The organism is Marisediminitalea lipolytica (assembly GCF_001758465.1).
Classification (GTDB): domain Bacteria; phylum Pseudomonadota; class Gammaproteobacteria; order Enterobacterales; family Alteromonadaceae; genus Alteromonas; species Alteromonas lipolytica.
Genome location: NZ_MJIC01000016.1, coordinates 279,025 through 303,530 on the forward strand (window position 1 = coordinate 279,025; position 24,506 = coordinate 303,530).

Annotated in this window: 21 protein-coding genes; 16 read left to right on the top strand and 5 right to left on the bottom strand. The window is 49.6% G+C overall.

Annotated elements, in window-relative coordinates; all coding sequences use genetic code 11:
- Nucleotides 1-14: 14 nt before the first annotated feature.
- The 5 genes from BFC17_RS19710 to BFC17_RS19730 all read left to right on the top strand — a co-directional run bounded on the left by BFC17_RS19710 (nucleotide 15) and on the right by BFC17_RS19730 (nucleotide 8,949).
- Nucleotides 15-3,464 carry a TonB-dependent receptor gene (locus BFC17_RS19710; RefSeq protein ID WP_217494042.1) on the top strand — a complete coding sequence of 1,150 codons (3,450 nt, stop codon included), beginning with the start codon at nucleotides 15-17 and terminating at the stop codon, nucleotides 3,462-3,464.
- Nucleotides 3,465-3,555: 91 nt separating this feature from the next.
- Nucleotides 3,556-4,890 (top strand): amidohydrolase, encoded by a 1,335-nt coding sequence (locus tag BFC17_RS19715; protein ID WP_070178230.1) that lies wholly within the window; start codon nucleotides 3,556-3,558, stop codon nucleotides 4,888-4,890.
- Complete coding sequence (locus tag BFC17_RS19720) at nucleotides 4,883-6,151, top strand: amidohydrolase family protein (protein WP_070178231.1); 1,269 nt, start codon at nucleotides 4,883-4,885, stop codon at nucleotides 6,149-6,151. Before BFC17_RS19715 ends, BFC17_RS19720 begins: the two co-directional genes overlap by 8 nt.
- 4 nt (nucleotides 6,152-6,155) lie before the next feature.
- Nucleotides 6,156-7,901, top strand: coding sequence for an amidohydrolase family protein (locus tag BFC17_RS19725; RefSeq protein WP_070178232.1), 1,746 nt, complete (start codon nucleotides 6,156-6,158; stop codon nucleotides 7,899-7,901).
- A 100-nt stretch (nucleotides 7,902-8,001) separates the two neighbouring features.
- Nucleotides 8,002-8,949 carry an N-formylglutamate amidohydrolase gene (locus BFC17_RS19730; protein ID WP_139142149.1) on the top strand — a complete coding sequence of 316 codons (948 nt, stop codon included), beginning with the start codon at nucleotides 8,002-8,004 and terminating at the stop codon, nucleotides 8,947-8,949.
- 56 nt (nucleotides 8,950-9,005) lie between these two features.
- On the opposite strand, the gene BFC17_RS19735 is transcribed toward BFC17_RS19730, so the two are convergent.
- The 3 genes from BFC17_RS19735 to BFC17_RS19745 are packed head-to-tail and all read right to left on the bottom strand — an operon-like array spanning nucleotide 9,006 to nucleotide 10,475.
- Nucleotides 9,006-9,389, bottom strand: coding sequence for an MAPEG family protein (locus BFC17_RS19735; protein WP_070178234.1), 384 nt, complete (start codon nucleotides 9,387-9,389; stop codon nucleotides 9,006-9,008).
- Nucleotides 9,390-9,411: 22 nt separating this feature from the next.
- Nucleotides 9,412-9,942 carry a DUF3833 domain-containing protein gene (locus BFC17_RS19740; RefSeq protein ID WP_070178235.1) on the bottom strand — a complete coding sequence of 177 codons (531 nt, stop codon included), beginning with the start codon at nucleotides 9,940-9,942 and terminating at the stop codon, nucleotides 9,412-9,414.
- A gap of 5 nt (nucleotides 9,943-9,947) precedes the next feature.
- Nucleotides 9,948-10,475 (bottom strand): chalcone isomerase family protein, encoded by a 528-nt coding sequence (locus BFC17_RS19745; RefSeq protein ID WP_070178236.1) that lies wholly within the window; start codon nucleotides 10,473-10,475, stop codon nucleotides 9,948-9,950.
- 123 nt (nucleotides 10,476-10,598) lie between these two features.
- On the opposite strand from BFC17_RS19745, the gene BFC17_RS19750 reads away from it, so the two are divergent.
- From BFC17_RS19750 to nspC, 4 genes are all read left to right on the top strand, one after another.
- Complete coding sequence (locus BFC17_RS19750; protein ID WP_070178357.1) at nucleotides 10,599-11,522, top strand: 1-aminocyclopropane-1-carboxylate deaminase/D-cysteine desulfhydrase; 924 nt, start codon at nucleotides 10,599-10,601, stop codon at nucleotides 11,520-11,522.
- Nucleotides 11,523-11,570: 48 nt separating this feature from the next.
- The gene (locus BFC17_RS19755) at nucleotides 11,571-11,978 is read left to right on the top strand and encodes a hypothetical protein (RefSeq protein ID WP_070178237.1); all 408 of its coding nucleotides are present in this window, start codon (nucleotides 11,571-11,573) and stop codon (nucleotides 11,976-11,978) included.
- 145 nt (nucleotides 11,979-12,123) lie between these two features.
- Nucleotides 12,124-13,326 (top strand): saccharopine dehydrogenase family protein, encoded by a 1,203-nt coding sequence (locus tag BFC17_RS19760; RefSeq protein WP_070178238.1) that lies wholly within the window; start codon nucleotides 12,124-12,126, stop codon nucleotides 13,324-13,326.
- 23 nt (nucleotides 13,327-13,349) lie between these two features.
- A complete protein-coding gene (gene nspC / locus BFC17_RS19765) occupies nucleotides 13,350-14,480 on the top strand; it encodes a carboxynorspermidine decarboxylase (protein ID WP_083271874.1) in 1,131 nt (376 codons plus the stop codon).
- A gap of 62 nt (nucleotides 14,481-14,542) precedes the next feature.
- Here nspC and BFC17_RS19770 read toward each other — a convergent pair whose 3' ends face one another.
- Nucleotides 14,543-14,809 (bottom strand): hypothetical protein, encoded by a 267-nt coding sequence (locus BFC17_RS19770; RefSeq protein ID WP_070178240.1) that lies wholly within the window; start codon nucleotides 14,807-14,809, stop codon nucleotides 14,543-14,545.
- A 137-nt stretch (nucleotides 14,810-14,946) separates the two neighbouring features.
- On the bottom strand, nucleotides 14,947-15,780 hold the full coding sequence (gene rsmI / locus BFC17_RS19775) for a 16S rRNA (cytidine(1402)-2'-O)-methyltransferase (protein WP_070178241.1): 834 nt from the start codon (nucleotides 15,778-15,780) through the stop codon (nucleotides 14,947-14,949).
- A gap of 176 nt (nucleotides 15,781-15,956) precedes the next feature.
- Between rsmI and BFC17_RS19780 the strand changes: the two genes are divergently transcribed.
- The 7 genes from BFC17_RS19780 (at nucleotide 15,957) to prpB (ending at nucleotide 24,430) form a co-directional block, all read left to right on the top strand.
- Nucleotides 15,957-17,867, top strand: coding sequence for a penicillin-binding protein activator (locus BFC17_RS19780; protein ID WP_070178242.1), 1,911 nt, complete (start codon nucleotides 15,957-15,959; stop codon nucleotides 17,865-17,867).
- 4 nt (nucleotides 17,868-17,871) lie between these two features.
- Nucleotides 17,872-18,216, top strand: a complete 345-nt coding sequence (locus BFC17_RS19785) for a YraN family protein (protein WP_070178243.1) — start codon at nucleotides 17,872-17,874, stop codon at nucleotides 18,214-18,216.
- A 46-nt stretch (nucleotides 18,217-18,262) separates the two neighbouring features.
- Nucleotides 18,263-18,862, top strand: a complete 600-nt coding sequence (locus tag BFC17_RS19790) for a phosphoheptose isomerase (RefSeq protein WP_070178244.1) — start codon at nucleotides 18,263-18,265, stop codon at nucleotides 18,860-18,862.
- Nucleotides 18,852-19,445 (top strand): BON domain-containing protein, encoded by a 594-nt coding sequence (locus BFC17_RS19795; protein ID WP_083271862.1) that lies wholly within the window; start codon nucleotides 18,852-18,854, stop codon nucleotides 19,443-19,445. Before BFC17_RS19790 ends, BFC17_RS19795 begins: the two co-directional genes overlap by 11 nt.
- A gap of 126 nt (nucleotides 19,446-19,571) precedes the next feature.
- Nucleotides 19,572-22,541 (top strand): ligand-binding sensor domain-containing diguanylate cyclase, encoded by a 2,970-nt coding sequence (locus tag BFC17_RS19800; protein WP_070178245.1) that lies wholly within the window; start codon nucleotides 19,572-19,574, stop codon nucleotides 22,539-22,541.
- Nucleotides 22,542-22,873: 332 nt separating this feature from the next.
- Nucleotides 22,874-23,536: a GntR family transcriptional regulator gene (locus BFC17_RS19805; protein WP_070178359.1), complete on the top strand. Its 663-nt coding sequence runs from the start codon at nucleotides 22,874-22,876 to the stop codon at nucleotides 23,534-23,536.
- A gap of 15 nt (nucleotides 23,537-23,551) precedes the next feature.
- Nucleotides 23,552-24,430 (top strand): methylisocitrate lyase, encoded by an 879-nt coding sequence (prpB, locus tag BFC17_RS19810; protein WP_070178246.1) that lies wholly within the window; start codon nucleotides 23,552-23,554, stop codon nucleotides 24,428-24,430.
- Nucleotides 24,431-24,506 lie beyond the last annotated feature (76 nt).

Below are 24,506 nucleotides of genomic sequence, written 5' to 3' on the forward strand. Positions count from 1 at the left end.
GGATAATAGTCCTCTTGTTTTGTTGTTTGGTAGCGACGTTAACCGCCGTTACACCGGTTTCTGCCAGGCAGGCAGAGACCGAACAGACCCGAGACTTCAACATCCCAGAACAGTCTGCTGAGGAAGGCCTTTTAAGCTTCGCCAGACAGGCTGGACTCGCTATTTTATTTCCGCAAAATCTGGTGGCACAAGAGACAACCTCTGCTCTCAACGGTCACTATTCTATTCAGGACGGCTTACACCGGCTGCTAACAGGCACCGACTTGGAAGGCTCTGTGTCAGTTAAGGGTACAATTCTAATAAAACGCCCAACTGTCGCCCGCTCAGAGACCGTAAATCCGGCACCCGCGCCGGTATCAAAGCCGTCTGAAAGAAGAGCAAGTGAAATGAAGAAAACTGAATTGAAAACTAAAGTTAAAAAAACTACGCGTGGTGTTATCGCATCACTGCTGGCAGCGTCTAGCGCTGGTTATGCTCAAGAAACACCGGATACAACAGACGCCACGGCTGAAGAACAACAAGAGCGAATTACGATTGTAGGTTCTCGTATTGCCGGTGCCTATGTTGGAGATTCATTACCCGTTTCTGTAATTGGTAGTGATGAAATAGAAGCTATTGGCGCAGTTTCCGGCGAAGACTTATTCCGCTCTATTCCACAAATGGGTGATGTCAGCTTTAACCAGACCCGGGGACAAGTGAGTAGTAACTTTGCACGGGGTGACGTTGGTTCAGTTGATCTAAGAAACTTAGGCGTTGGCAGTACACTAGTACTAATTAATGGCCGGCGAGGCGTTAATTACCCAAGCAGCCAGGCCAGTGGTACCCTCGCACCCGTTTTGACATTTAACTCCAATACCATTCCAATGAACGGCATTAAACGTGTAGAAATACTGCGTGATGGTGCCGGTGCTATTTACGGTTCAGATGCCGTAGCGGGTGTGGTCAATATCGTTTTAAACGACGAATATGAAGGCGTTAAACTAGAAGGTCAGTACGGAAAAGCGTCTGGCACTAATATGGATGAAATCAATCTGAACGGTACCTTTGGCTTTGCTTTAGGTGAGCGTGGTAACTTTACACTATTTACAAGTTACACCGATCGATCCGCACTATTGGCAACAGATCAAACCTTTTCATCCATGGGCGATCTGCGCCCGTTATTTGTTGGCACTGCGGCAGAAGGCTCAGGCTCTTTACGCAATACCAGTACAACAACGCCATGGGGTAATTTTCAAACCGTTGGTGGGGTACCGGTTTATCAGGATGGTAGTCGTATTACCACTTCCGGCGGCTCTTTCCATGTGCAACCGGCTTACAATAGCGGTTGTTTAGCTGCGCTTGCAAACGGCATATGTATTGATGACGGCAGCGCATCTACCACCAGCTCCGATGAAAACCTGCGTTGGGACTCACGTCAGAATTACCCGATTGCGCTGATGCCCGATTTGGAGCGTATTAACACTTTTGCCATGGCCAAGTATGACATCACCGAAGACATCCAATGGTTTGGTGAAGCCAGCTACTACCGTGGCGAAACCGAAAGTACCCAGGATGCGGTGTTCTCGATCGGCTCAATCAGCATGACCGTTCCGGCCACCAACTACTATAACCCGTTTGGCCCGGTGACATTTGCTGATGGTACGGTTAACCCTAACCGCTTAGCCGGTATTGATGCACCGGCGGAAGGCTTACCGGTAACCATAAGCCGTTTGCGTTTCACGGATTTAGGCGCAACGAATGTGCGGGTTACCGCTGAACAATACCGCGTTTTAACTGGTTTACGCGGCGCGACCACCAACTGGGACTGGGAAACTGCAATATTCTACAGTGAAGCCAAAGTGGACGATTTGCAGGATGGTATCAGCGCAACCTTATTACAGGAAAGCCTTGGCCTTTCTACTCCCGACGCGTTTAATCCGTTTAATGGTGGGGATCTGGAAAATCCGGGCTCTGATACGGTGTTCAGTTCGCAAGCCGCGCTGGATGCTATCAGCATTACTCCAAACAGAAAGAACAAAACCACCCTATTCCAAATTGATGCCAATGCCTCAACGCCTGACATCTTTACTACCTGGGCTGGTGATGTGGGCTTAGCGGTTGGTGCTGAGTTCCGCCGTGAAACACAGCTTGATGACCGTGATGCCAACGTAGATGGCACCAACACCTGGTTGGATACGGTGACCGGTAATCTACAGGAGAGTAACCTGTTTGGGGTTAGTCCAACTCCAGATAATTACGGGTCGCGTAAGGTGTTCTCTGCCTATGCCGAAATGGCCATTCCACTGGTGAGTGAAGAAATGGATATTCCGTTTATGCAGTCTTTCAATGTGCAGTTAGCCGGTCGGTTTGAAGATTACAGTGACTTCGGTAGCGTCGCCAAACCAAAAATCTCGGCATCCTGGGTAGTTAACGACTACGTGCGTTTACGCGGTGCCTATTCAGAAGGTTTCCGTGCACCTAACCTCGAACAGGTAAACGCGTCGCTGATCACCCGAGGCAATACCCGCACCGACTGGGTATTCTGTGAGGCAGACCTGCGTGCCGGACGAATTGCGAGTTTTGACGACTGTGATGAACGTAATGTGGCGACTGCCCGCCGTTCTGGTAACCCGGACCTTGAGGCCGAAGAATCGACCAACTGGACCAGTGGTATCGTATTAATGCCGGACTTCCTGCCTGAAACAATGGGCAATATCACCCTGTCTGCTGACTACTGGTCGATTGAGCAAACCGGTATCGTTGGTGTGTTTGGTGGCGGTAACGCACTGATCGTGGATTATCTTGAGCGTGTGCAAGGGGGCACCAACCCTAATGTAACGCGTCTGGAGCCGGATGCTGATGACATTGCACGATTTGCTGGCACTGGCATTGACCCGGTTGGTCAGGTCACTTATGTGGCTGATATGTATCGCAACCTGCAACCGCAAAAAGTTCGCGGTGTTGATTTAAGCTTCATTTGGAAACTACCGCAAACCGCTTTTGGTGATTTTAACTTTAATATTAATGCATCAAGAATGCTTGAGTTTACCCGTGGCGTACCAGATGCAATTAATGAGCTTTATGCTGCGCGCGACGCAGGCCTGATTAACGAAGGTACCGAGTTACCTTCGTCTTCAAGCCGGATTGAGCAAAACGGTAATCCAAAATGGCGTGTATCGTCTTCACTGACCTGGTCTTACGATCAATTCCGCGTTGGTGCGAGCGCAAGATATGTAACCGGTTTCTACGATACCTCGTTGCGAGTAGACGGTGACTATTGGCGCGTTGATGATCACACTGTGGTTAATCTTTATGCGCAATACAGCTTCGATGACGATGCACTGGCTAACACCAAAGTCAAAATTGGTGTGCGTAACCTGTTTGATCGCGAGCCGCCTATGGCTGATGAGACATATGGTTACTCCGGCTCTGTGCACTCACCTATTCCACGTTATTTCTACCTGAACTTATTAACTGAGTTCTAAGCGGTTTGAAAATAATGCCGGGCTATGCCCGGCATACTTCATTACTGCCCACAACGAATTAAAGATTGCGCAATCGCGTGAGGAAGCAAATATGCAAATAAAACCTTTGCTTGCCCTGATGGCGAGCTTATTCAGCTTTGGCGCTGCCAGCGCTGAGGCTGAAGCCCCCTACCCATCAACTTATAAGCCAAAATTATCGCAGGATGTCGCTATCGTTGGCGCAACAATAATGCCCGCAGAGGGTGACGAAATCCCCAACGGTACCTTAATTATTAGAAACGGAAAAATTGCCAAAATCGGTTCCAGGGTACGCATCCCCAAGGGAATAAAAATCATTGATGCTAAAGGGCAATGGGTCACTCCCGGCATTATTGACATCCATTCGCACTTGGGTGCCTTTTCATCACCGGGTATGCCATCAATGCGCAATGGCAATGAAAAAACAGAGAAAAATACAGCCGAAGTCTGGGTTGAACATTCCGTTTGGCCTCAGGACCCGGGCTTTCAACGCGCCAGAGAAGGCGGTGTCACCACACTCAATATTTTGCCCGGCTCTGCCAATTTATTTGGAGGGCGTTCGGTCATTTTAAAAAATGTCCCCTCTGCGACGGTGCAAGGCATGAAGATGCCCGACACCGCCTATGGCGTTAAAATGGCCTGTGGGGAAAACCCAATAAACTATGCAGCCAAAGACAAAGACCCCTTTACCAGAATGGGTAATATGAAAGGATTTCGTAATGCCTTTATCGACGGCCAAAACTATCTTGAAAAAAAGCGCAACGGCGACGTTAAAACGGATCTCGAATTAGAAACCATCGCAGGCATTCTCACTGGTGAAATTAGTGTACACCTGCATTGCTACCGCGCTGATGAGATGGCCATGATGATCGACCTGTCCCATGAGTTTGGTTTTAAGATCGGCACAATGCATCATGCTACCCAGGCATACAAAATCACTGAATTATTGGCTAAAGACGGCATTGGGGTTGCCACCTGGCCTGACCGTTGGGGCTTTAAAATGGAAGCTTATGACGGTGTGCCTATGAATGCGGCAGCAACCGAATGGGCTGGCGTACTCACCATGATTCACTCAGACAGCAGCGTGCTTGGTCAGCGCCTGAATGTCGAAGCGGCCAAAGGCATGGCACAGGCCAAACGCGCCACAACACCTATTACCAGAGAACAGGCGCTGCGATGGATTACTCTAAACCCCGCCAAAACCCTTAAAATTGATGATCGAACCGGCAGCCTGTTACCGGGCAAAAATGCTGATGTCGTGATATGGAGCCACGATCCTTTCAGTATTTATGCTAAAGCTAATAAGGTTTTTATCGACGGTGTATTAGTTGTCGACAGAGACGCGCCCCATTCCACTACTTCTGACTTTTTAACAGGTCAGGCAATTTCGGAGACTAGCTATGACTAAAGTATCGTTAGCTATTTTTACGTTAAGCTGGTTAATACTGCCCACTACACTAGCCGACACTTTACTACTCAAAAATGCCCGGATTATTACCGCCAGTGACACTGGCTCCCTAAACAAAGGCGATGTTTTAATTACTGACGGCGTGATTACCGAGGTCGCAAGCTCAATAAGCGCCCCCAATGACGCAAAGGTATTCGACTATAACGGCAAAACAATCACCCCCGGGTTCATCAATTCAGAGAGTGCTTTAGGCATTAGTGAAATAAATGGGGGAGCCAATGCTTCTGAAAGTGCTTCCAAAGACAAAGCCATCACCGCCGCCTATAACGTTGCTGATATCGTTAACCCATTTTCTTCAGCAGTACCGGTAGCCAGGCGCGGCGGTGTCAGTAGCGCAATCATTGCTCCACGGAGTAGCCGGGATTCTCACTACGCCGGTCTGGCTGCCTGGTTTACCACGCAAGACAGCTTTAATCCCGATGCAGTCATACCTGGAAAAGTCATGTTCTGGGATCTAAAGGCGGTAAGCGCAGGACGAGGAGCCACGTTTCCTAGATTACGCGCTGAGCTTGAGGATGCAGCGACGTTTGCTCAAGCAGGAGATAAAGCGGGTCCATTAAAGGCAAAAAGCTGGTCTCGTTACGACTTAAAAGCGCTGGTTCCGGTTATGCAGGGAGACATACCGATGGCTTTCAGAGTCAACCGTGCCTCTGATATCACCGCGTTAATCACGCTTCTGGCAAGCACCGACATTAAGCCGGTGTTCGTTGGTGTCGCTGAAGGCTGGATGGTCGCTAAGCAGCTTGCAGATGCGAAGATTCCGGTCGTAGTAGACCCAACCGATAACATGCCAGGTAACTTCGATATGCTTAATGCGGCTAATCAGAATATTACACTGATGCATAAAGCCGGCGTAAAAATTGTTATTGGCGGACCTACTTCTGCTCATGATGCGGGCAAAATACGTTACTTTGCTGGTATGGCTGTCGGCAATGGCTTGCCTTACGACGAAGCAATAAAAGCGATTTCCGCTACCCCTGCCGAGGTATTTAATTTAACCAACGTGGGACAGATCAAACCTGGAATGCGCGCGGACATAGCAGTATGGGACGGCGATCCTCTGGAACCTTTGAGCCAAATAACTGCGTTATTTATAAAAGGGCAGGCCCAGTCATTAGAGACAAGGCAGGATCAATTGGAACAACGATATATACCTAATGCGATAAATGTTTATGGCGAAACCGGTTCACAGGGAGAATAGAAAAATGACAAATAAAACGACAACAATTATAGCTAAAGCAATGGCCCTTAATACCATTTTTGCCCTGGGGGTCAGTGCAGAGACTATTTTTATAGATAATATCACCGTATTTGACAGTACCGGCAGCGATCCGTTTGTTGCTGACGTCATCATCGAAAAAGGACGGTTCAGCGCAATTGCCCCAGAACTTAAACAACCAGCCAATACCACGTTAGTTAACGGTGAAGGATTAAGTCTTGTTGCCGGCCTGAGTGATATTCATGTCCATTGGACCGCTAACCGATCGGTGGTAGCAACAGAATTACTCCGGTATGGCGTCACTACGGCGACCGATTTTCACTCATCACCAGACTCTTACGCTGCCAAGCGCGAATGGCACAAAAGCCACCTCATTTCACCACATGTGGCCTATGCGGCGCGCATCGCGCCGCCAGGCGGGCACGGTGCAGACTGGGCAGATGAACGTATGACCAGACTGGTCGCTTCGCCCGAAGAAGCTAAGAAAGTCATGGAATATCTCGATGATTATCAACCTGATGTTATCAAGGTCTTTGCGGATGGCTGGCGCTATGGCAATCCCAAAAGTGACACTGATATCAGTTTGCATGCACTTCAGGAGTTAACCCATCAAGCTAAAACACGTGGCTGGCCTGTTCTAACGCATACTGTTACCACAGACGGCGCTAAACGCGCGGCTTTGGGTAACGTAACGGCTATTGCCCACGCCATCCAGGATGAAAAAGCGACTGATGAGCTGGCAGCATTGCTGGTAGACCACAGCGTATTTTATGCCCCGACATTAGCTGTTTATGAAATGCGCCCGGATAAAATCGCGTCCTATTCCCCGGCACAAATAAAAGCAGGTGAAAGCCGTCAACAAAACTCTGAATATAATCTGTCGCTATTTAACGAGGCTGGTGTAACCCTGGCGCTGGGCACAGACTCCGGCATTGGTCGGACGCCATTTGGCGAATCAAGTGTCCGGGAAATGGAGCTGATGACCAATTTTGGCGTATCGGCTAAAGAGGCGTTAATTGCTGGTACCCTTGGCAGTGCCGAGGCTCTGGGCGTAGGCAAAGACCGTGGCACTATCGAAGTGGGTAAACGCGCTGACTTCGTACTGTTAAGTGGAGAACCCTGGAAAAATATCTCTGATTACCGCAATGTGTCCGCCGTCTATGTTGACGGTATTTTGGTAGTAAAGGATGGTGAGCTAGTCGGCCAACAAGGGCCTGAAATACCACCAGCCACCCCGGCGTTGGCGATGATTGATGACTTCGAAGGCGAACGCGGATTAACTCAGTATGGTACGTTACGCCGGGCCGATCTCGATTACAGTTTCCCACGCAGCCACGTGTTAATGGTAGAAAAACCAGGTAGCGAAAAAGGTGATCATAACCTGAGTGTAACTATCGAGCTTGAGAACAAGCCCAAGCCTAAGGCCGGGGTCATTTTTCCTCTCTCTGAAGGAAGCTTTGTACCTGTTGACGCTTCTGAATTCAGCGCCGTTGCCTTTGATATTAACGCCAAGCCTGGCAGCTACATTATTGCTATGGACGCCTATGGTGGCAGTGGTACAGCCACAATAGATGTTATTAGCGGCTGGCAAAAAATCGTTGTTCCTTTTGACAGCTTTACCGGGAAAAAACCTGTAAATATCGAGCTATTACGTTCAATCGGTATCAGTGTTGCCGGTTCTGGTGAAGAGTCATTCTGGTTAGAGCTGGATAACGTAAGATTTATTAAGTAATCCAGGCAGGGGCTTTAGCCCCTGCGTAATCGACTTACGTTTTGAAATAACCCTTTAGCAATTTGGATAATAGATAATGCTGAGAAGTAAACGAGGTAAATTGAGTACCACAAAGGGTATTCAAATTTGTTGCTTAGCCGTGGCACTTTTTCAGGTAGGTTGTGCCGAAAACACCACTAATATCACCCCAAAAACAACCTCCGGGCCATCACTCGCAACCCAGCCAAAATTCGCAGCCAGTTGGCTGGATACTGTTGATGGCAATATGCCGTTGGTGATTAGTGCACCCCACGGCGGCTCAATCAAACCCGATGACATACCCGACAAAACCTGTGGCGCTAAAGTACAAGACAGTAACACTGCTGACTTAGCGTTTGAGATTAAAAATGCCTTTGCCCGGGAAGGTAAAACACCACACCTGATTGTTGCTCGCATTGCACGCACAAAAATCGACCTCAATCGGGATAAAGCTGTTGCTACCTGTGAAAACCCATTGATGGAAGAAACATGGGAGCAATATCATACAGCCATAGAACAAGCGCTTAAAGAAGCTATCGATAAATTCGGTTATGCGATGTATATCGACCTGCACGGCCAAAGCCATCCGGTTAAGCGTTTAGAATTGGGCTATCTGTTGCGAACACCTGCTTTACGTCAAAGTTACGAAGCGCCACAAACAAACGGCGAACGCGCCGGGCAAACGTCATTACGAAACCTGTTAAAAGATAATGACAAGCTATCACTGGAAAGCTTATTTACCGGCGATAAAGCACTGGGAACACTGCTGGCAAAGGCTGGTTTTCCAGGTGTACCCAGTCAGTCGGATCCTTTCCCGCAGGAGGGCGAGCCCTATTTTAATGGCGGCTATAACACCCGGCGCTATACCTCGGCTGACTATCCAAAGGTGTTTGGTTTACAAATAGAAGCCAATTTTGATGGCGTGCGGGACACGGCAGAGAACCGTAAGAAATTTGCCGCAGCCTTCGCTAAATCCATCAATGAATACCTGGTTTTTATTGAAGCAAATTCCAGTCTTAACGCAAATTAAACGGCAATCTGATTCTGATGTTTCCGGATAAACTTTGCCAGTTTAAAAAGCGCTGACTAAAACAGCGTGGCGAACATGGCCACGCTGATCCCCAGCCCTGCCACAAACATGATGCTACGCAGCTTGTCGATGTCGTACCAATAGCAAACCAGGTACACGATACGACAAATAACAAAGGCCACGGCCAGATAAATGTGCAGTGAACCAACTGCCCCCAGGGCCAACACAGCCAAAGCCGCTGGCGCATAGTAGGTGATAGCCTCAAAGCAATTATAATGCGCCGCATTTGCACGAGCACCAAACCCGGTTAACCCTTGCTGCTGCGCTCTTGGGTGTTTATTGTCGTAGCCCCCCGCTTTCTGCATGGCCCAGGCCAGCGGCAACTTCGCCAAAAAAGGCATCACACAGACAAACAGTAAACACAGTAGAAAAATTGTCACCTAAGCTTCTCCATTAGTAGTTTTATTGCTGCTGCATAAAAATCGTGACTTCGGCCATCACCAGGCCAAATTTCTTCACGTAAGACCGGTTCATTAACGTACCGTCTCCCATCGCCCAGAACCAATCATCAAAAGCAACTTTATAGGTCGTATCATCCACCGGCAAATCCATTTCATACTGAAAATTAAACGCATTGCCGTAGGACGTCCCTTTGGCGGTACCTAAAATGTCGCCCGCCTCGCCCTGATAAACGCCATTGCCCATAGGTGTAATGCGCCAGGTTCGCTGCTGGGGCCCTTCCCCAACTTCATAAGTAAAGGTTTCATCCAGAATTAGCACGCTACCTTCTATACGTCCATCAATATCAACGGTGAAGCGCTGAACCACATCACCGGAACGATTTTGCACAATCCCCCAGGCTTTTACTTTGCCATTAAAAAAACGCTCAAGGGCCAGCGGCGGTGTGGTTTGCTGGTACTTACTGCCATCGATGGACGTGCTGCAACCGGCAACAACACCCATCAATAATAAAATCAGCATTATGTGTTTCATCGGATTCACTCCTGTTGTAATAATTCGGCCCTGAATTCAGGCTCACTGGTGTTTGGCCCCAGCCATATATTAAAAAACCAGGTGGCAAATGCGGGGTCTTCCACATCACCCAGCCATTCGCCATTATGGTAAAACCGCGTAACGCGATTTTCGGTTACCAGCCCAACAATGGTGTCCTGGGCAACCACGTCGGGGAAAAGCGCTTCCATTTGCTGTAGCCAGCGGCTATGCAGTTCAGCGTTATCAAGCCCTTGTTCGCGCATCTCCTTTATCGACCTTGACGCGATGTCACTGCCGTCGAAGTCACGTAGATAGGTCAGCGACAAGGCAAAAGGGCGATCAGCCAGCCATTTCCCCTGTGAGGCAAATAAATGGGCATCGTAAATATCCCAGAACAAATAAGAGTAACGGGCTTTGCCAACCACCTTGGCCTCCTGAACCACCGCCTGCACAGGCTCTGGGATCACCTCATTGGCCATGCCTGTTCCCGCCGCAAGCGAATACAGCAGTCCAGTCGTCCACGCTAGTTTCATTACCTTTGCTCCACGCGATGTATCTTTGGATTTCTTATACCGACAGGACCCCCGAGTTGATCACTATTGCAATTTATCAGGCATGTTATTAGTCTCAACGCTTGCCGTTTAAAATTGTTGGTTATGTCCGTTACTGAAAGTGATCTGAGCCATCGTCTTGGCTTAACCCTGCCCTCCCCCCTTATGCCTTTTACACCAGACTGGCCTGGTGCCGAGCGTGTTAACCTTTGGATCAAGCGCGACGACCTCATCCATCCGGTTATTTCTGGTAACAAGTGGCGTAAGATGAGCGCCCTGCTGGCGCATCACGCTGCAACCTGTCAGCACATCGTTAGTTTTGGCGGCGGTTATTCCAACCATCTCCATGCACTGGGCTGGTGTTGTAAACAACTGGGTATCGCTTTTACTGCCATTATCCGCGGGCACTACCAGGCAAATCCAACACCAATGATTGCGGATTTGCTGCACTGGGGCGCCGAGATTCGCTATGTCACCAAAATCGAATATCAGCAGCGCCATAGCCAGGACTACTTAGCGCTATTGACCCGGGATTACCCTCAGGCACTAATTATCCCCGAAGGCGGCAGCCAGCAGCTCGCTCTGCAGGGCATTCATGCCATGCTAGCGGAGTGCCAGCAACCTTTTGATACCATTGTTACGCCAGTGGCCAGTGGTGCCACCATGGCGGGTATGGTTAGCGGCGTTTCAGAACAACAACAGGTTTTAGGTATTGCAGTTCTTAATGGGGTTGGGTATCTTGAAAATCTCGTAGCACAATTTTTACCCGAAAAATCAGACTGCCGCTGGCAAATTCTGCACCAGTTTCATCATGGTGGTTATGCACGAAAGTCAGCAGATTTGCTCAGTTTGTGTGAAGAAATGCAGCAAAAATACAGCATTGCGGTAGAACCGGTATATTCTGGCAAGGTGTTTTTTGCTATGAAGGAATTGCTTAAACAAGCGTTTTTCCCGGCAGGCCAACAGATTATTATTGTCCATACCGGTGGTTTACAAGGCGCGCGAAATGATCTTCAGGCCGGGCTGTAACGTTACAAACCCTATACAGATAAACTATTTAACTAACAGGGAAAATGCATGAGTGACAATTACACCGTTTTTTCACGCCCCAGTCAGTTGTTAATCGACAGGTCGTTGGTGCTTTGTAAAACACTGCTACGCATGGAAAACAGCTTTTATCCCTTCGCCGCCATCTACGAAAAAGGCCGTATTGGTTGCTTATTCAGCGAAGACTTTGGCGTAGAAAATCCCGGCGAGATGCAAATTCTTGAGCATTTGCAATGGCGTGTTATCGATAACATTACCGATAACGACGCTTACGCTACTTTGGTGTACGCGGCACAAATCGAAATCAATGAAAAAGAAGCACAGGATGCCATAGTCATCACCCTGTGCGAACCTAATCGTCCTGAGCGGTCAGTGGTTTATCCCTATTATCGTAAAAACCAGCGCGTTATCCTTGCACCTCCGCTGGTCGAAAAGTAATCATACCGACTTATAGTCAGACCGGTGTAACGCCTGAATAAACACTGTGCTTTTACAGCTCAGGCGTACGACTTTACTTGCCTATTTCACGCCGTCTGATAGCATTCAACGCAAATTTTAAACCCACTCTAAAAGGGATAATTATATGTCTCGTGTTCTGATTATCGGTGCCGGTGGCGTAGCGGCAGTTACCATTAAAAAATGTGCTCGTTTGCCTGAGTATTTCGACGAAATTTATCTGGCCAGCCGCACCGTATCCAAGTGCGAAGCGCTGCAACAGGAAGTTGGAGCTGATCGCGTAAAGGGCGTTTTCGCCGTTGATGCCGACGACGCCAAAGCCGTTGAAGCCCTAATCAACGACGTTAAACCGGATCTGGTTGTTAACCTGGCCCTGCCATATCAGGATCTGCCAATCATGGACGCGTGCCTGGCAACCAAAACCGATTACCTGGATACTGCCAATTACGAGCCAAAAGACGTTGCCAAATTCGAATACAGCTGGCAGTGGGCGTATCAGGATAAGTTTAAAGAAGCCGGCATCATGGCCCTGTTAGGTTCAGGCTTCGATCCGGGTGTTACCAATGTATACACCGCTTATGCTGCGAAACACTATTTTGACGAAATTCACTATCTGGATATCGTGGATTGTAATGGTGGTGATCACGGTCAGGCCTTTGCGACTAACTTCAACCCGGAAATCAATATCCGCGAAATCACTCAGCGTGGTCGCTTCTGGGAAGACGGCGAGTGGAAAGAAACCGATCCATTAAGCGTTCGTGAAGATCTGGATTATCAGAACATCGGTGTGCGCGCCTCTTACCTGATGTTCCACGAAGAGCTGGAATCTATAGTTAAGCATTTCCCTACCCTGAAACGTGCCCGTTTCTGGATGACCTTTGGCGATGCCTACCTTAACCACCTGCGCGTGCTGGAAGGTATCGGCATGACCAGCATTGAGCCAGTTGAATTCCAGGGCCAGCAAATCGTGCCTCTCGAGTTCTTAAAAGCCGTATTACCTAACCCGGGTTCACTGGCGGAAGGCTACACCGGCATGACCTGTATTGGTACTTACATTACCGGTGTGAAAGATGGCAAAGAGAAAACCATCTTCATCTATAACAACTGCGATCACGCGGTTTGTAATGAAGAAGTCGGCGCTCAGGCGGTATCTTACACCACCGGCGTACCAGCAATGATTGGCGCCATGATGATGTTACAGGGCAAATGGCATAAGCCGGGCGTATGGAACATGGAACAATTCGATCCGGATCCGTTTATGGCTGAGCTGAACATCCACGGTCTGCCATGGCACGTTATCGAATGTGACAGCAGCCCATTCAGCAAGTAATGGCAAGTAGCGGAGAGCAAGGCGTGACCGATTTAACCCAACGCACTGATATTCCATCACCCTGTTATGTGCTGGAAGAAGTTAAGCTGGTAAACAACCTGGAACTGATGAAACGGGTTCAGGATGGCTCCGGCGCCAGAATTATTCTGGCGCTGAAAGGCTTTTCCATGTGGTCCTGTTTTGACATCGTCAAACAATATCTGCATGGCGCTACTGCCAGCTCAGTTTGGGAAGCCAGACTAGCCAGTGAAATGGGTAAGGAAGTCCACGCCTATGCCCCGGCTTATAAAGCCAGAGACATTGCTGAACTGGCCGGTCTGGTTAATCACCTGTCGTTTAACAGCCTAACCCAATGGCAGGCATATAAAGACGCCTTACCAGGGGTTTCGCTGGGCTTGCGGATTAACCCGGAACATCAGGAAGCCGACACTCCGCTCTACGATCCGGCTGCGCCGGGGTCTCGTCTTGGCATCCGTGCCAGCGAGCTGGAAGGTGTTGACCTTGGCGGTATTGAAGGGTTTCATTGCCACAATTTGTGTGAGTGCGATTCATTTGCTACCGCCCGTACACTCGACGCCATCGAGCAGCGCTTTGGTAAATGGCTGGGCGAGCTAAAATGGTTAAACTTAGGCGGTGGTCACCTGATGACCCGCGCCGGTTATGATGTAGAACACCTCATTACCACGCTGAAAACTTTTAAAGCCAAATACCCGCATCTGGACGTGATCCTCGAGCCTGGTTCTGCTGTGGCCTGGCAAACCGGGCCGCTGATAGCGGAAGTGGTGGATATCGTTAATAACGAAGGGCCTATCGCCCTGCTGGATATTTCTGCCACCGCGCATATGCCGGACGTACTGGAAATGCCGTACAGGCCTGCCATATTGCATGCGGGCCAGCCCGGCGAATTGGGTTACGACATCAAACTGGGCGGCAACTCTTGTCTGGCCGGTGACGTTATCGACACCTACAGTTTTGCCAAGCCTTTGGCTATTGGCGATCGTCTGCAGTTTGAAGACATGATGCACTACACCATGGTGAAAACCACCTTCTTTAATGGTGTGGAACATCCGGCTATCGGCATTCTGCGTTCGAATGGGGATTTTGAACTGGTTCGTCAGTTTAATTATGCCGATTTCAAATCGCGCTTATCCTGATTAACCGCCAGCAAGGTACACAAAAGCAAAGCCGGCTAAAGGTGTAGCCGGCTTTTTTTTGCTTACAAAATACCGTGTCCGCGGCTAATACCACTGGGGGCAATGGTGCCTTCGGCCAGCACGGTGTCATCCAGCCTGATGATAAAGGGGCTGTTAGCCTTACCCACGATGCTGTATTCAAATCCATAAAGGTGATCGTCATGGATATTCACTTTCGCAGAGCGAGCCGGTGAAACCAGTTCATAGACACCATTATCACCATGCTCGTTGATGATATTTACCATCCAGTTACCGCGTTCCATGTCGATATTAAGCGTTTTTTCAAGCATTCGTTATTCTCCGAAAAACGTAGCGTGTCTTCTGAAAAAAAAGCACAACACCGATCAACAACTCGGTGTGTAAATAATTGATTTTTTTAATGGCGGCCTTAGAACAAACAGCCTGATGTAGGGTAACTCGGCAGTAATTATTCTAGAGCTAATCCGGCCTGATACAAAGCGTTTTTCTTTAACTGGTAATGATCTGCAACAATAGCGGCGGCTTTTTTCAGCGGCAGGTCCTGTTTAAGTCGTTTAAGCAGTGCCATAGCTTCGGCCGGCATTTCATCGGATCGGGGCGGCGCCCCGGCAACCATCAGCACAAACTCACCTTTTTGATGAACGGGATCCGCTTGCAACCAGGCAATAACGCCATCCGGCGTATCGCTGATATAGGTTTCGAAGGTCTTGGTCAGTTCTTTGGCAAGTACCAGCTGACGGCCATCGCCGAGCACGGTTTTTACATCGTTAACCGTGTCCAGAATACGTCTTGGCGCTTCATAGAAAACGCTGGTACAAGTCCTCTCTAGTAAGGTTTCCAATACGTTCATTCGCGCCTGGGTTTTAGCCGGTAAGAAGCCTTCAAAAATAAAGCGATCCGTGGCAAGCCCCGAGGCACTCAGCGCGGTAATTGCTGCACATGGCCCGGGCAAGGCAACAACGTTGATCCCCTGCTCACGACAGCTGCGTACCAGAACAAACCCCGGATCGCTGATCAACGGAGTGCCAGCATCGCTGATTAACGCAACGGACTCACCGGCCTGCAATTTATTGCACAGCATCTGGGTACGTTTTTCTTCGTTGTGATCGTGCAGAGATAACGTTCTGGCCTGAATAGCCAGATGCTGCAGCAACTTTTGACTGTGACGGGTGTCCTCTGCAGCAATCCACGCCACTGAACTTAACACGTCGATAGCGCGCTGGGTAATATCCTGCAGATTACCAATGGGCGTTGGTACAATAAAAAGCGTAGCGGCTGTCATAGGGTGAAATCCGAAGCGAGTAAAGGCTGTCAATATACCTGTTTGTCACAACCGCGAAAACCATTGTGTGAACAATACCCGGCCAAATGGTCAGAATTTAGATTAATGCGTAGATTTTAGATATCAGTCAGTTAAACTGACATTCAGGAACGATTGTAAGGAAATGCTGGACCCCTATGCGCCGTGCTTTGTCATTATTACTGGTTGGAATTAGTGCTTCACTGTTGAGTGGTTGCGGTTCAACCCCTCAAACCACCCGTGCGCCGGTTAACGCACCGGTGCAGCAGAGTGCGCCAAAAGTTGAGGCTGACCTCGTATTAACACCGGCGATGATGGTCGCCAAAGCCCAGGATATCTGGCAGCAAACAGGCTCCCGTTCGATGCGCAATGCCTTTTTACTGGATGCCGCTGAGGCCTGGCTGGCCGACGGTGAGTCAGCCAAAGCCAGCCAGATTGTTTACATGTTACGCGACGAGGTTGAACTGCCGGAACAGCAAAACCGCTATCATTTACTGATAGCCGATCTGTACCGCAACGATGTCAAAGTTGGCAGTAGCCAGCGTCTGGCCATCCTCCAGTCGGTTAATACGGCCGATCCGCAAATCGAGCAGCATAAGCTTTCGTTAATGGCCGTGGAGTATGCACGACTCGGGCAATGGCTCGCCGCTGCCAATGCCTTACTGAGCAGTGATGACAGCAACGCTGAACATGTTTCTACCGCCTGGCAGTGGGTCAATCAGGCCAGTCAAAAAGAGCTTGAAAACAGTGCCCGCTTCAGCAAACTGCCTGCTTATGTTTCGCTCAGACAGCTTATTCTTGAACATGGTTTTGAGCCGGAGCAACTCAAACAGCAACTGGCCAGATTTCAACAGGTGTTTCGCGATCACCCGCTGGTAAATAACTGGCCTGATCATCTGAGTAACATTGAACAGCTGGGGCAAAGCAGCCGCGAAAATATAGTCGTTATGCTGCCGTTAAGTGGCCGTCTGGAAGTTACCGGCACCGCCATTAAAGAAGGTATTCTGGCCGCCTACTTTAATGACGCGAGTACCATGAATGCCACGGTGATTCCGCAGTTGCACTTTGTCGATACCGTTGGCACCAGTGCCGATGAGCTGGCAACCGCCGCCAGTGATACTGACTGGATAATCGGCCCGTTGCTTAAAGAGAACGTGGATGCCTTATTGCCAAAACTCAATCCACAGCAGCGTATTTTAACCCTCAATCGCCCCGAAACCAGTGAACAGGTTATTGAACCGGATAGTGAGCGTGAAGAAATAATGCCCGGTAGTTTTGCCACGCAGGTTTACTATGCACTCGCGCCGGAAGACGAAGCGCGTCAGCTGGCCGAACGGGTATTTACTCAGGGACGTCGTTCGCCCATTCTGGTGGCGTCAGAAAACACCTTGCACCAACGTATGCAGGACGCGTTTTTACAACGCTGGCAGCTGCTCACCCGCGGACTGGCCGCCAGCCAGCACAGCGCGCCAACGCTGGTAACCTATTCTGATAACAACACCCTGCGCGAAGGTATTTTAGAAGCGCTGGACGTGGCGCAAAGTAAAGACCGGATCAAAGAGATCCAGAGCTTTGCCGATGTGGAAGTTTATAATCTGGCCCGTAACCGCCGGGATATCGATGCCGTGGTAGTCTTTACATCGCCAGAACAAACCGAGTTAGTCAACCCGGTTATCGAAGCCAGTATCAGCCCGTTTGGTGGCGTAACCGTGCCGGTTTTCGCCACCTCCCGGTCAATAGATTACGTGCAGTCGCGCAATCAGTGGCGGGATCTGGATAACCTGCACTTTCTGGACATGCCCTGGGTATTGCCCGGTAACCCGGCCCAAACACTGGCCCGGCAAAGCGAACAGCTGTGGCCACAGCGGCCAACACCGTTGCAGCGCCTGTTTGCGTTTGGTGTGGATGCTTATGATTTACTGCCACGCTTAAACAGTATGGCATGGTTACCACAGCTGGAATATCGCGGTCTTACCGGCAATCTCAGCGTAAACCAGCAAAACGAAATTGTGCGTAGTCTGCCAGAAGCCGTAGTCTCGCAGGAGCGCGTACAGGTACTGGCCGAGTAACACCATGGCTCGTTGGATTGGCGCTAACCAGGAACAACGTGCCGAACGTTATTTACGCCAGCTGGGACTTACCCCGGTAGCCCGCAATATTACTTACCGGGGCAGTGAGATAGATCTCATCATGAAAGAACAGCATACCTGGGTGTGTATTGAGGTGAAGTACCGCCAGCGAAACAGCCACGGACAAGCTGCAGAATCCATCAACCCGGCAAAAATACACCGAATGGGTACTGCGTTTCAGCGTTATTTAAGTGATAATGGCGTAAATCCGAATATGGTGCCGATGCGACTGGATGCCGTTGTTATTGACGGTGACGACATTAAATGGCTAAAAAATATTGGCCAGTAGCGGCCGGTACCTCAAGCTGTAATTTAAATATAACGATACGACATCAATGATAGAAAATATCAAAGCTAACTTTACCGAAAGTATTCAAACCAAAATTGCCGCATCTGAAATGCTGCCCCCCGCCATCGATAAAGCAGCAATGATGATGGTAGAAGCCTTGATCCGTGGCAACAAAATTTTAAGTTGCGGTAATGGTGGTTCAGCCGGCGATGCCCAGCATTTTTCTTCAGAAATGTTAAATCGGTTCGAACGGGACCGTCCGAGTTTACCGGCCATTGCTATCACCACCGATACCGCTACCCTCACGTCGATTACCAACGACTACAGCTTTGATGAAGTGTTTTCAAAACAAGTTCGTGCGCTTGGGCAGCCAGGCGATGTGTTACTGGCCATCTCCACCAGCGGCAATTCGCGTAACGTCATTAATGCCATGGAAGCAGCCCTTTCCCGGGATATGACCATTGTTGCCCTGACGGGTAAGGATGGTGGCGAAATGGCGGGATTTTTAGGCGAACACGATGTTGAAATTCGCGTTCCATCCAATCGTACCGCGCGTATTCAGGAAGTACACCTGCTGGTTATCCATAGCTTGTGCGAATGTATTGACGACAGTTTGTTCCCGGCCCATGATCCTGATGATTACTAATTCACGACTTCGCAAATTTATTGGCATTACCGGCGCCCTGTTGCTGTTAAATAACCTGACCGGTTGCGCAGTGGTAGCGATGGGTGCTGTCAGCGCCACCGCCGTATCTGTGTCTAATGATCGTCGTACTGCCGGCACTCAATTGGATGACTTTAATGCACAAAATACCGCCTCAAGACTCATTGGCGAGCAGCAAAACCTGAAAGAAAACGCCAATATCGAAGTGACCGTATACAACAAAGTGGCGTTACTAACCGGGCAAGCCCCCGGTCAGGCCGAAATAAATCAGGCCGAAGCGCAAATTAAAACCATTGGTTATATTCAAAAAATCCATAACCAGATCCGCATAGGTCAGCCCCTCGCGACCTCCAGCGAATTATACGACCGTTGGCTGGCGACTAAAATTCGCACCAAAATTCTTGCCTCAGAAAAAGTACCCACTGCGCAAATCAGCATTATTGTGGAAGACTCAGAAGTTTTCCTGATGGGCCTGGTCACTAACCAGGAAGCCACTGCAGCGGTAGATATTGCCCGTCATGTAGATGGCGTGACCCGGGTTGTCCGGGCGTTTGAGATATACTGAGTAATAGTTCTGTCCTTGATCCACCGCAACCATCGGCTTAAGTTGCGGTTCCCTTGTTCTGGACAAACCTTTTCGTTGTACTAACCTGAAGTATAAATATCAGTATCACTCAATGGAAAAGGGTGAATGTCCGGTTCAACCAGTTCCCTGCGCCGAATCACGTTACAAATAGTCCTGACGGGCCTGTTATCCTTTATCAGTGCCGGTAGCACTGCTGCGCCCGCCGATCTGAACAATTACTTTAAAGAAGTCTGGACCACCCGGGATGGACTGCCCCACAACACCGTAAATGCCATACAACAAAGTGACGATGGCTACCTGTGGATCGGAACCTGGGAAGGTGCCGCTCGCTTCAATGGCCGCGCCTTTACTCTGTTTGGTCGCGGCGAGCCAACAGGCATGCCGGATGTTGGTGTTCGCACTATGAATATGGATCGTCAGCGCAATCTGATTCTGGCAGGTGCTCGCGGTGGCTTAAGTCAACGTACCGAAAATGGCTGGCATAGCTGGCCGCCTTTACAGGTGCTGATTAACGCCGTTTCACAGGATCCTGATGGCAATCTGTGGCTGGCCACAGAAGGACAGGGACTCTATCGGCAATCCCCTACCGGCGAACGCCTGCAGCTGACCACCGCTGAAGGCTTACCCAGCAATGTGGTTTCCAGTGTGCTGGCTGATAACGAAGGAGCAATCTGGGTTGGCACTGGTCGAGGACTGGTTCGCCTGAATACCAACGCAAATGATTTCGCCCCCCAGCTTATATCCTCGCTGCCGGCAGTACCTGTACTTAGCTTTACCCATTATCAGGACAGTCTGTTGATTGGCACCGAGCGAGGCCTGTACCAGTTAAAAAATGACAAGGTCTCGATTTATTCCGAGGCACTGCAAAAGCTGCCGGTATCAGCGTTACTTGCCTTTGACGATCAAATGTGGATTGGCACGACGGACCGGGGCTTGTTTCGGCTTAGTGAACGGGGACTGGAAAGCCTGGATATGGCAGCCGGACTGCCCAATAATCGTATTCTGTCCTTATTCCGGGATCGTGAGGGCAGCATATGGGTTGGCACCAATGGGGGTCTCTTTCGGCTACGGGATGCTCCCTTTGTGACATTAACGTCAGAACAAGGCTTAGCCGGAAATTACATTCGTTCGGTTTTAGCCCACAGCGATGGCAGTATATGGGTTGGCAGTAGCCGGGGCATCAGCCGAATCACGCCGCAGGGCACTGAGCGGGTGGATATATCTGCCTACAGTGATGGCCAGTCCGTACTTAGTCTGGTTGAAGCCCCCGATGGTTCAGTATGGATCGGCACCTATTCCGATGGTGTTCTCCAATGGCAGAATAACAAAATTGTTCGACAATATAACCGTACCAATGGCTTGCTGGCCAATGAAGTAAGAGCGATTGCCGTTGCCCCGGATGGCGGCCTGTGGGTAGGCACGGCCTATGGCTTAAACTTCGTCGATCAGCATGGCATCACCAGTTATACCACTCAGGATGGCTTGCCGACGCCCTTTGTAATGGGATTATATTTACATCATGACGGCCGGCTGTTTATTGGCACCGGTGGCGGTGTCGCGATACGCCAGCCTGACGGCGAGATACAGGCGCTGGACATCAGTTACCTCGATGACGCCGAATACGCCTTTGGTTTTGCTCCTGATCCAGTTGCGGATCGACTGTGGATGAGCACCGACCGAGGCTTAGTAGCCTTCGACCTGAACAACGGTACGCTTGCTATGCTGGGACGGGAGGCTGGATTACCTTTCGATAAGGTCTTTCAGGCGGTTATCGATAATGAGCGAAATCTCTGGCTCAGTAGCAACCGGGGTATTCTGTATTTTGAGCGCGCACAAATTGAAGATTACTTCGCCGGACGCCGCCCCCAGGTAAATTACCAGTTGTTTGGTGAGAGCGATGGCATGCAAAGTGCGCAGGCAAATGGTGGCTCTATGCAGGCCGGCACGCTGGCACAGGATGGTTCGGTATGGTTTGCGACCTCAAAAGGTGCCAGCCGGGTTAAGCCTTCAGAGCTATCCCGCTTTAGCGCCAGCATCCCGCCGGTGGTTATTGAAGGATTTAAGGTAAATGGTTTATCTCATGTACTAACCACACACGAGCAACTGCCACCTGAAGCGAACCGGATAGAAATTCAGTTTGCCGGGTTAGGCTTTATTATGCCTGAGCGTATTCAGTATCGTACGCGCTTAAAAGGGTTTGACAGTGAGTGGGTCAACCGTGGCGCCAATACCCTGGCAGAATATACTAACCTGCCTCCCGGTGATTACCAGTTTGCGGTTCAGGCAGCCTATCCAGGCGGAGACTGGAGTGAGCAGAACGCGCAGGTTCAGTTTACCATTAACCCTCACCTCTGGCAGCAGACCCGCTTTTGGTTTGCCCTGTTGTTATCAATGATTGCACTGATTTTTATAATGCACCGACTGCGACTGAAAAACTTGCGCATCAGAGCGGCTGAACTTAGCTCTCAGGTGGCGAAAAAGACCTATGAACTAAAGCAACAAGCCGATCATCTGCGTGCCATCGACCAGGAACGCTCCGCACTGTTACAGGAACTTAAACAACAAGCCCATGAGTTTGAACTACAGGCTCGTTCAGACAAACTCACCGGCCTGGCAAACCGACGCGCCTTTGATGAAGCGCTCATACGTGAGTGCGCACGAGCCCGCCGACAAGATGTGCCGCTGTGTGTAGCCCTGCTGGATATTGATCACTTTAAACTGATCAACGATAACCATAACCACAGTATTGGCGACAAAGTGTTAAAGCAACTGGCCGAAGAGGTCAGCCAACATTGTCGGGAAGAAGATCTTTTAGCCCGTTGGGGTGGAGAAGAGTTTGTTCTGTTACTGCCCAACTGCAATGAAGAAGCCGCTCACGTCATTTGCGAACGAATACGTATTGCCATTGACGAGTCTGACTACACGTCAGTAGCAGCCGATATTACCCTGAGTATCAGTATTGGTATTACCTGCTATCAGGATTCGGACAGTCTGGAACAGTTTGTTACCCGGGCAGACGAAGCACTTTACCTCGCCAAGCAAAATGGTCGAAATCAGGTACGATTAGCCAGCTAGAGATGTTTGTAAGGTACGCTCACCGCTATAACACTAACTGTCAGCAGGCATGCTTTTTGTGCAATGCTACGGCATGGCGGTTTCACTATGATCGTCGACATAATACTTTGGTGGTACAGGACTAACGCTTAATAACTAATCAGCTATACTAACAATGTCCTGAAGCGCAGTACTGGCAAGGGCTGGCGCATGGTCAGCCGTATTACAACGTCCAATCCTCCCTTACCCAAGCTTCATTTTGTCGACAATAATAGCTGTTCAATATTGACTCAACGCCAACATACCCCTATATTGTCGACATCATTTAAAACAGTGAGCAGTTAATTGTGAGTATCGCAGCCTTTGCAGAACAAGCTGTTACCAGTGCTGACAAAACTTTTTTGCAGCTTCGGGTAGATATTGTTGAAGGTACTATTCCTGCTGGTAGCAAACTCAGCGAAACCGAACTGTCGACAAAGTATCAGGTAAGTCGCGCCGTTATCCGCGAAGCTATCAACCGTCTTGAGTCTTGCCATTTAGTTGAGCGCAAAGCCAATGTTGGCGCCCGTATCGTGTCACTCACCCCTGAAGGCTTAATTCAGTTATATCAGGTGCGCGAAGCGCTGGAAGGCATGGCTGCCCGTCTGGCAGCCAAGAATATGTCGGATGAAGAAATTGCCGACTTAACCTCCTTGCTGGATAACCATTTCCAAACCGTTAAGGGCGGCGAATCTTACTATCAGGAAGCCGGCGATCTGGATTTTCACTATCGCATTATATTAGGCAGCAAAAACCAGCACCTTATCGAAGTGCTGGTAAACGGTATCTATCACTTAATTCGCATGTACCGGGTTCAGCTTGGCATGGCCGGGCCGCGGGTCACTACCGCATTTGATGAACACAAAAACGTGGTACAGGCGATTGCAAACCGTGACGAAGAATTAGCTGAAATGCTGATGCGACGTCATATTTTGTATTCAAAAAACAACATTGAACGCAAATTGCTTCAATCCTAACCCAAGAGAATGATTATGAGCGCAGGTAAAAAATTTCGTCAGGCGTTAGCCGACAATAAACCTCTTCAAATCGTAGGCACCATCAATGCCTACAGTGCCATGATGGCCAAAGCCATCGGCCACAAGGCCATTTACCTCTCGGGTGGTGGTGTGGCTAACGCATCTTATGGTCTGCCGGATCTGGGCATGACTTCACTAAACGACGTTATCGTTGACGTTCAGCGCATTACTTCAGCCTGTGACCTGCCATTACTGGTAGATATCGATACCGGTTGGGGCGGCGCGTTTAATATTGCCAAAACCATCAAGGATATGGAAAAAGCCGGCGCAGCAGCGGTACATATGGAAGACCAGGTTGCACAAAAACGCTGTGGTCACCGTCCGAACAAAGAAATCGTGTCTACCGAAGAAATGGTTGATCGCATCAAAGCGGCGGTAGATGCCCGCACCGATCCCGACTTTTTCATCATGGCTCGTACCGATGCCTTTGCCCAGGAAGGCCTGGAAAAAGCCATTGAGCGTGCCAAGGCTTATGTAGCTGCTGGTGCCGACGGTATCTTTGCCGAAGCGGTTAAAACCGAAGAGCACTACCGTGCATTCGCCGAAGCGCTGGATGTGCCAATTCTGGCGAATATCACCGAGTTTGGTCAAACCGAATTGTGGAACAAAGAGCAGTTAGGTGAATGGGGCGCGGCCATGGTGCTGTATCCGTTGAGCGCGTTCCGTGCCATGAACAAAGCAGCCGAAACCGTGTACACCGCCATCCTGAAAGACGGCGATCAAAAAGCGGTAACAGACATGATGCAGACTCGTATGGAACTGTACGATTATCTGGGTTACCACGAGTATGAGCAAAAGCTCGATGCGTTATTCGCGGAAGGTAAAAACAAGTAATTTCCTGGCTGACGCCGCCCAATCGGGCTTTGCCACCCGAACCGCGTCAGCACACATATATGTACTCTACAAAATA

Bases quoted from the DNA above. Each gene is read 5' to 3' on its own strand.
- BFC17_RS19720 (WP_070178231.1), top strand. From the start codon at position 4,883: ATGACTAAAGTATCGTTAGCTATTTTTACGTTAAGCTGGTTAATACTG.
- BFC17_RS19750 (WP_070178357.1), top strand. From the start codon at position 10,599: ATGTCCGTTACTGAAAGTGATCTGAGCCATCGTCTTGGCTTAACCCTG.
- BFC17_RS19715 (WP_070178230.1), top strand. From the start codon at position 3,556: ATGCAAATAAAACCTTTGCTTGCCCTGATGGCGAGCTTATTCAGCTTT.
- BFC17_RS19725 (WP_070178232.1), top strand. From the start codon at position 6,156: ATGACAAATAAAACGACAACAATTATAGCTAAAGCAATGGCCCTTAAT.
- BFC17_RS19785 (WP_070178243.1), top strand. From the start codon at position 17,872: ATGGCTCGTTGGATTGGCGCTAACCAGGAACAACGTGCCGAACGTTAT.
- BFC17_RS19770 (WP_070178240.1), bottom strand. From the start codon at position 14,809: ATGCTTGAAAAAACGCTTAATATCGACATGGAACGCGGTAACTGGATG.
- prpB (WP_070178246.1), top strand. From the start codon at position 23,552: ATGAGCGCAGGTAAAAAATTTCGTCAGGCGTTAGCCGACAATAAACCT.
- rsmI (WP_070178241.1), bottom strand. From the start codon at position 15,780: ATGACAGCCGCTACGCTTTTTATTGTACCAACGCCCATTGGTAATCTG.
- BFC17_RS19755 (WP_070178237.1), top strand. From the start codon at position 11,571: ATGAGTGACAATTACACCGTTTTTTCACGCCCCAGTCAGTTGTTAATC.
- BFC17_RS19790 (WP_070178244.1), top strand. From the start codon at position 18,263: ATGATAGAAAATATCAAAGCTAACTTTACCGAAAGTATTCAAACCAAA.
- BFC17_RS19780 (WP_070178242.1), top strand. From the start codon at position 15,957: ATGCGCCGTGCTTTGTCATTATTACTGGTTGGAATTAGTGCTTCACTG.
- BFC17_RS19760 (WP_070178238.1), top strand. From the start codon at position 12,124: ATGTCTCGTGTTCTGATTATCGGTGCCGGTGGCGTAGCGGCAGTTACC.
- BFC17_RS19800 (WP_070178245.1), top strand. From the start codon at position 19,572: ATGTCCGGTTCAACCAGTTCCCTGCGCCGAATCACGTTACAAATAGTC.
- BFC17_RS19795 (WP_083271862.1), top strand. From the start codon at position 18,852: ATGATTACTAATTCACGACTTCGCAAATTTATTGGCATTACCGGCGCC.
- BFC17_RS19745 (WP_070178236.1), bottom strand. From the start codon at position 10,475: ATGAAACTAGCGTGGACGACTGGACTGCTGTATTCGCTTGCGGCGGGA.
- BFC17_RS19740 (WP_070178235.1), bottom strand. From the start codon at position 9,942: ATGAAACACATAATGCTGATTTTATTATTGATGGGTGTTGTTGCCGGT.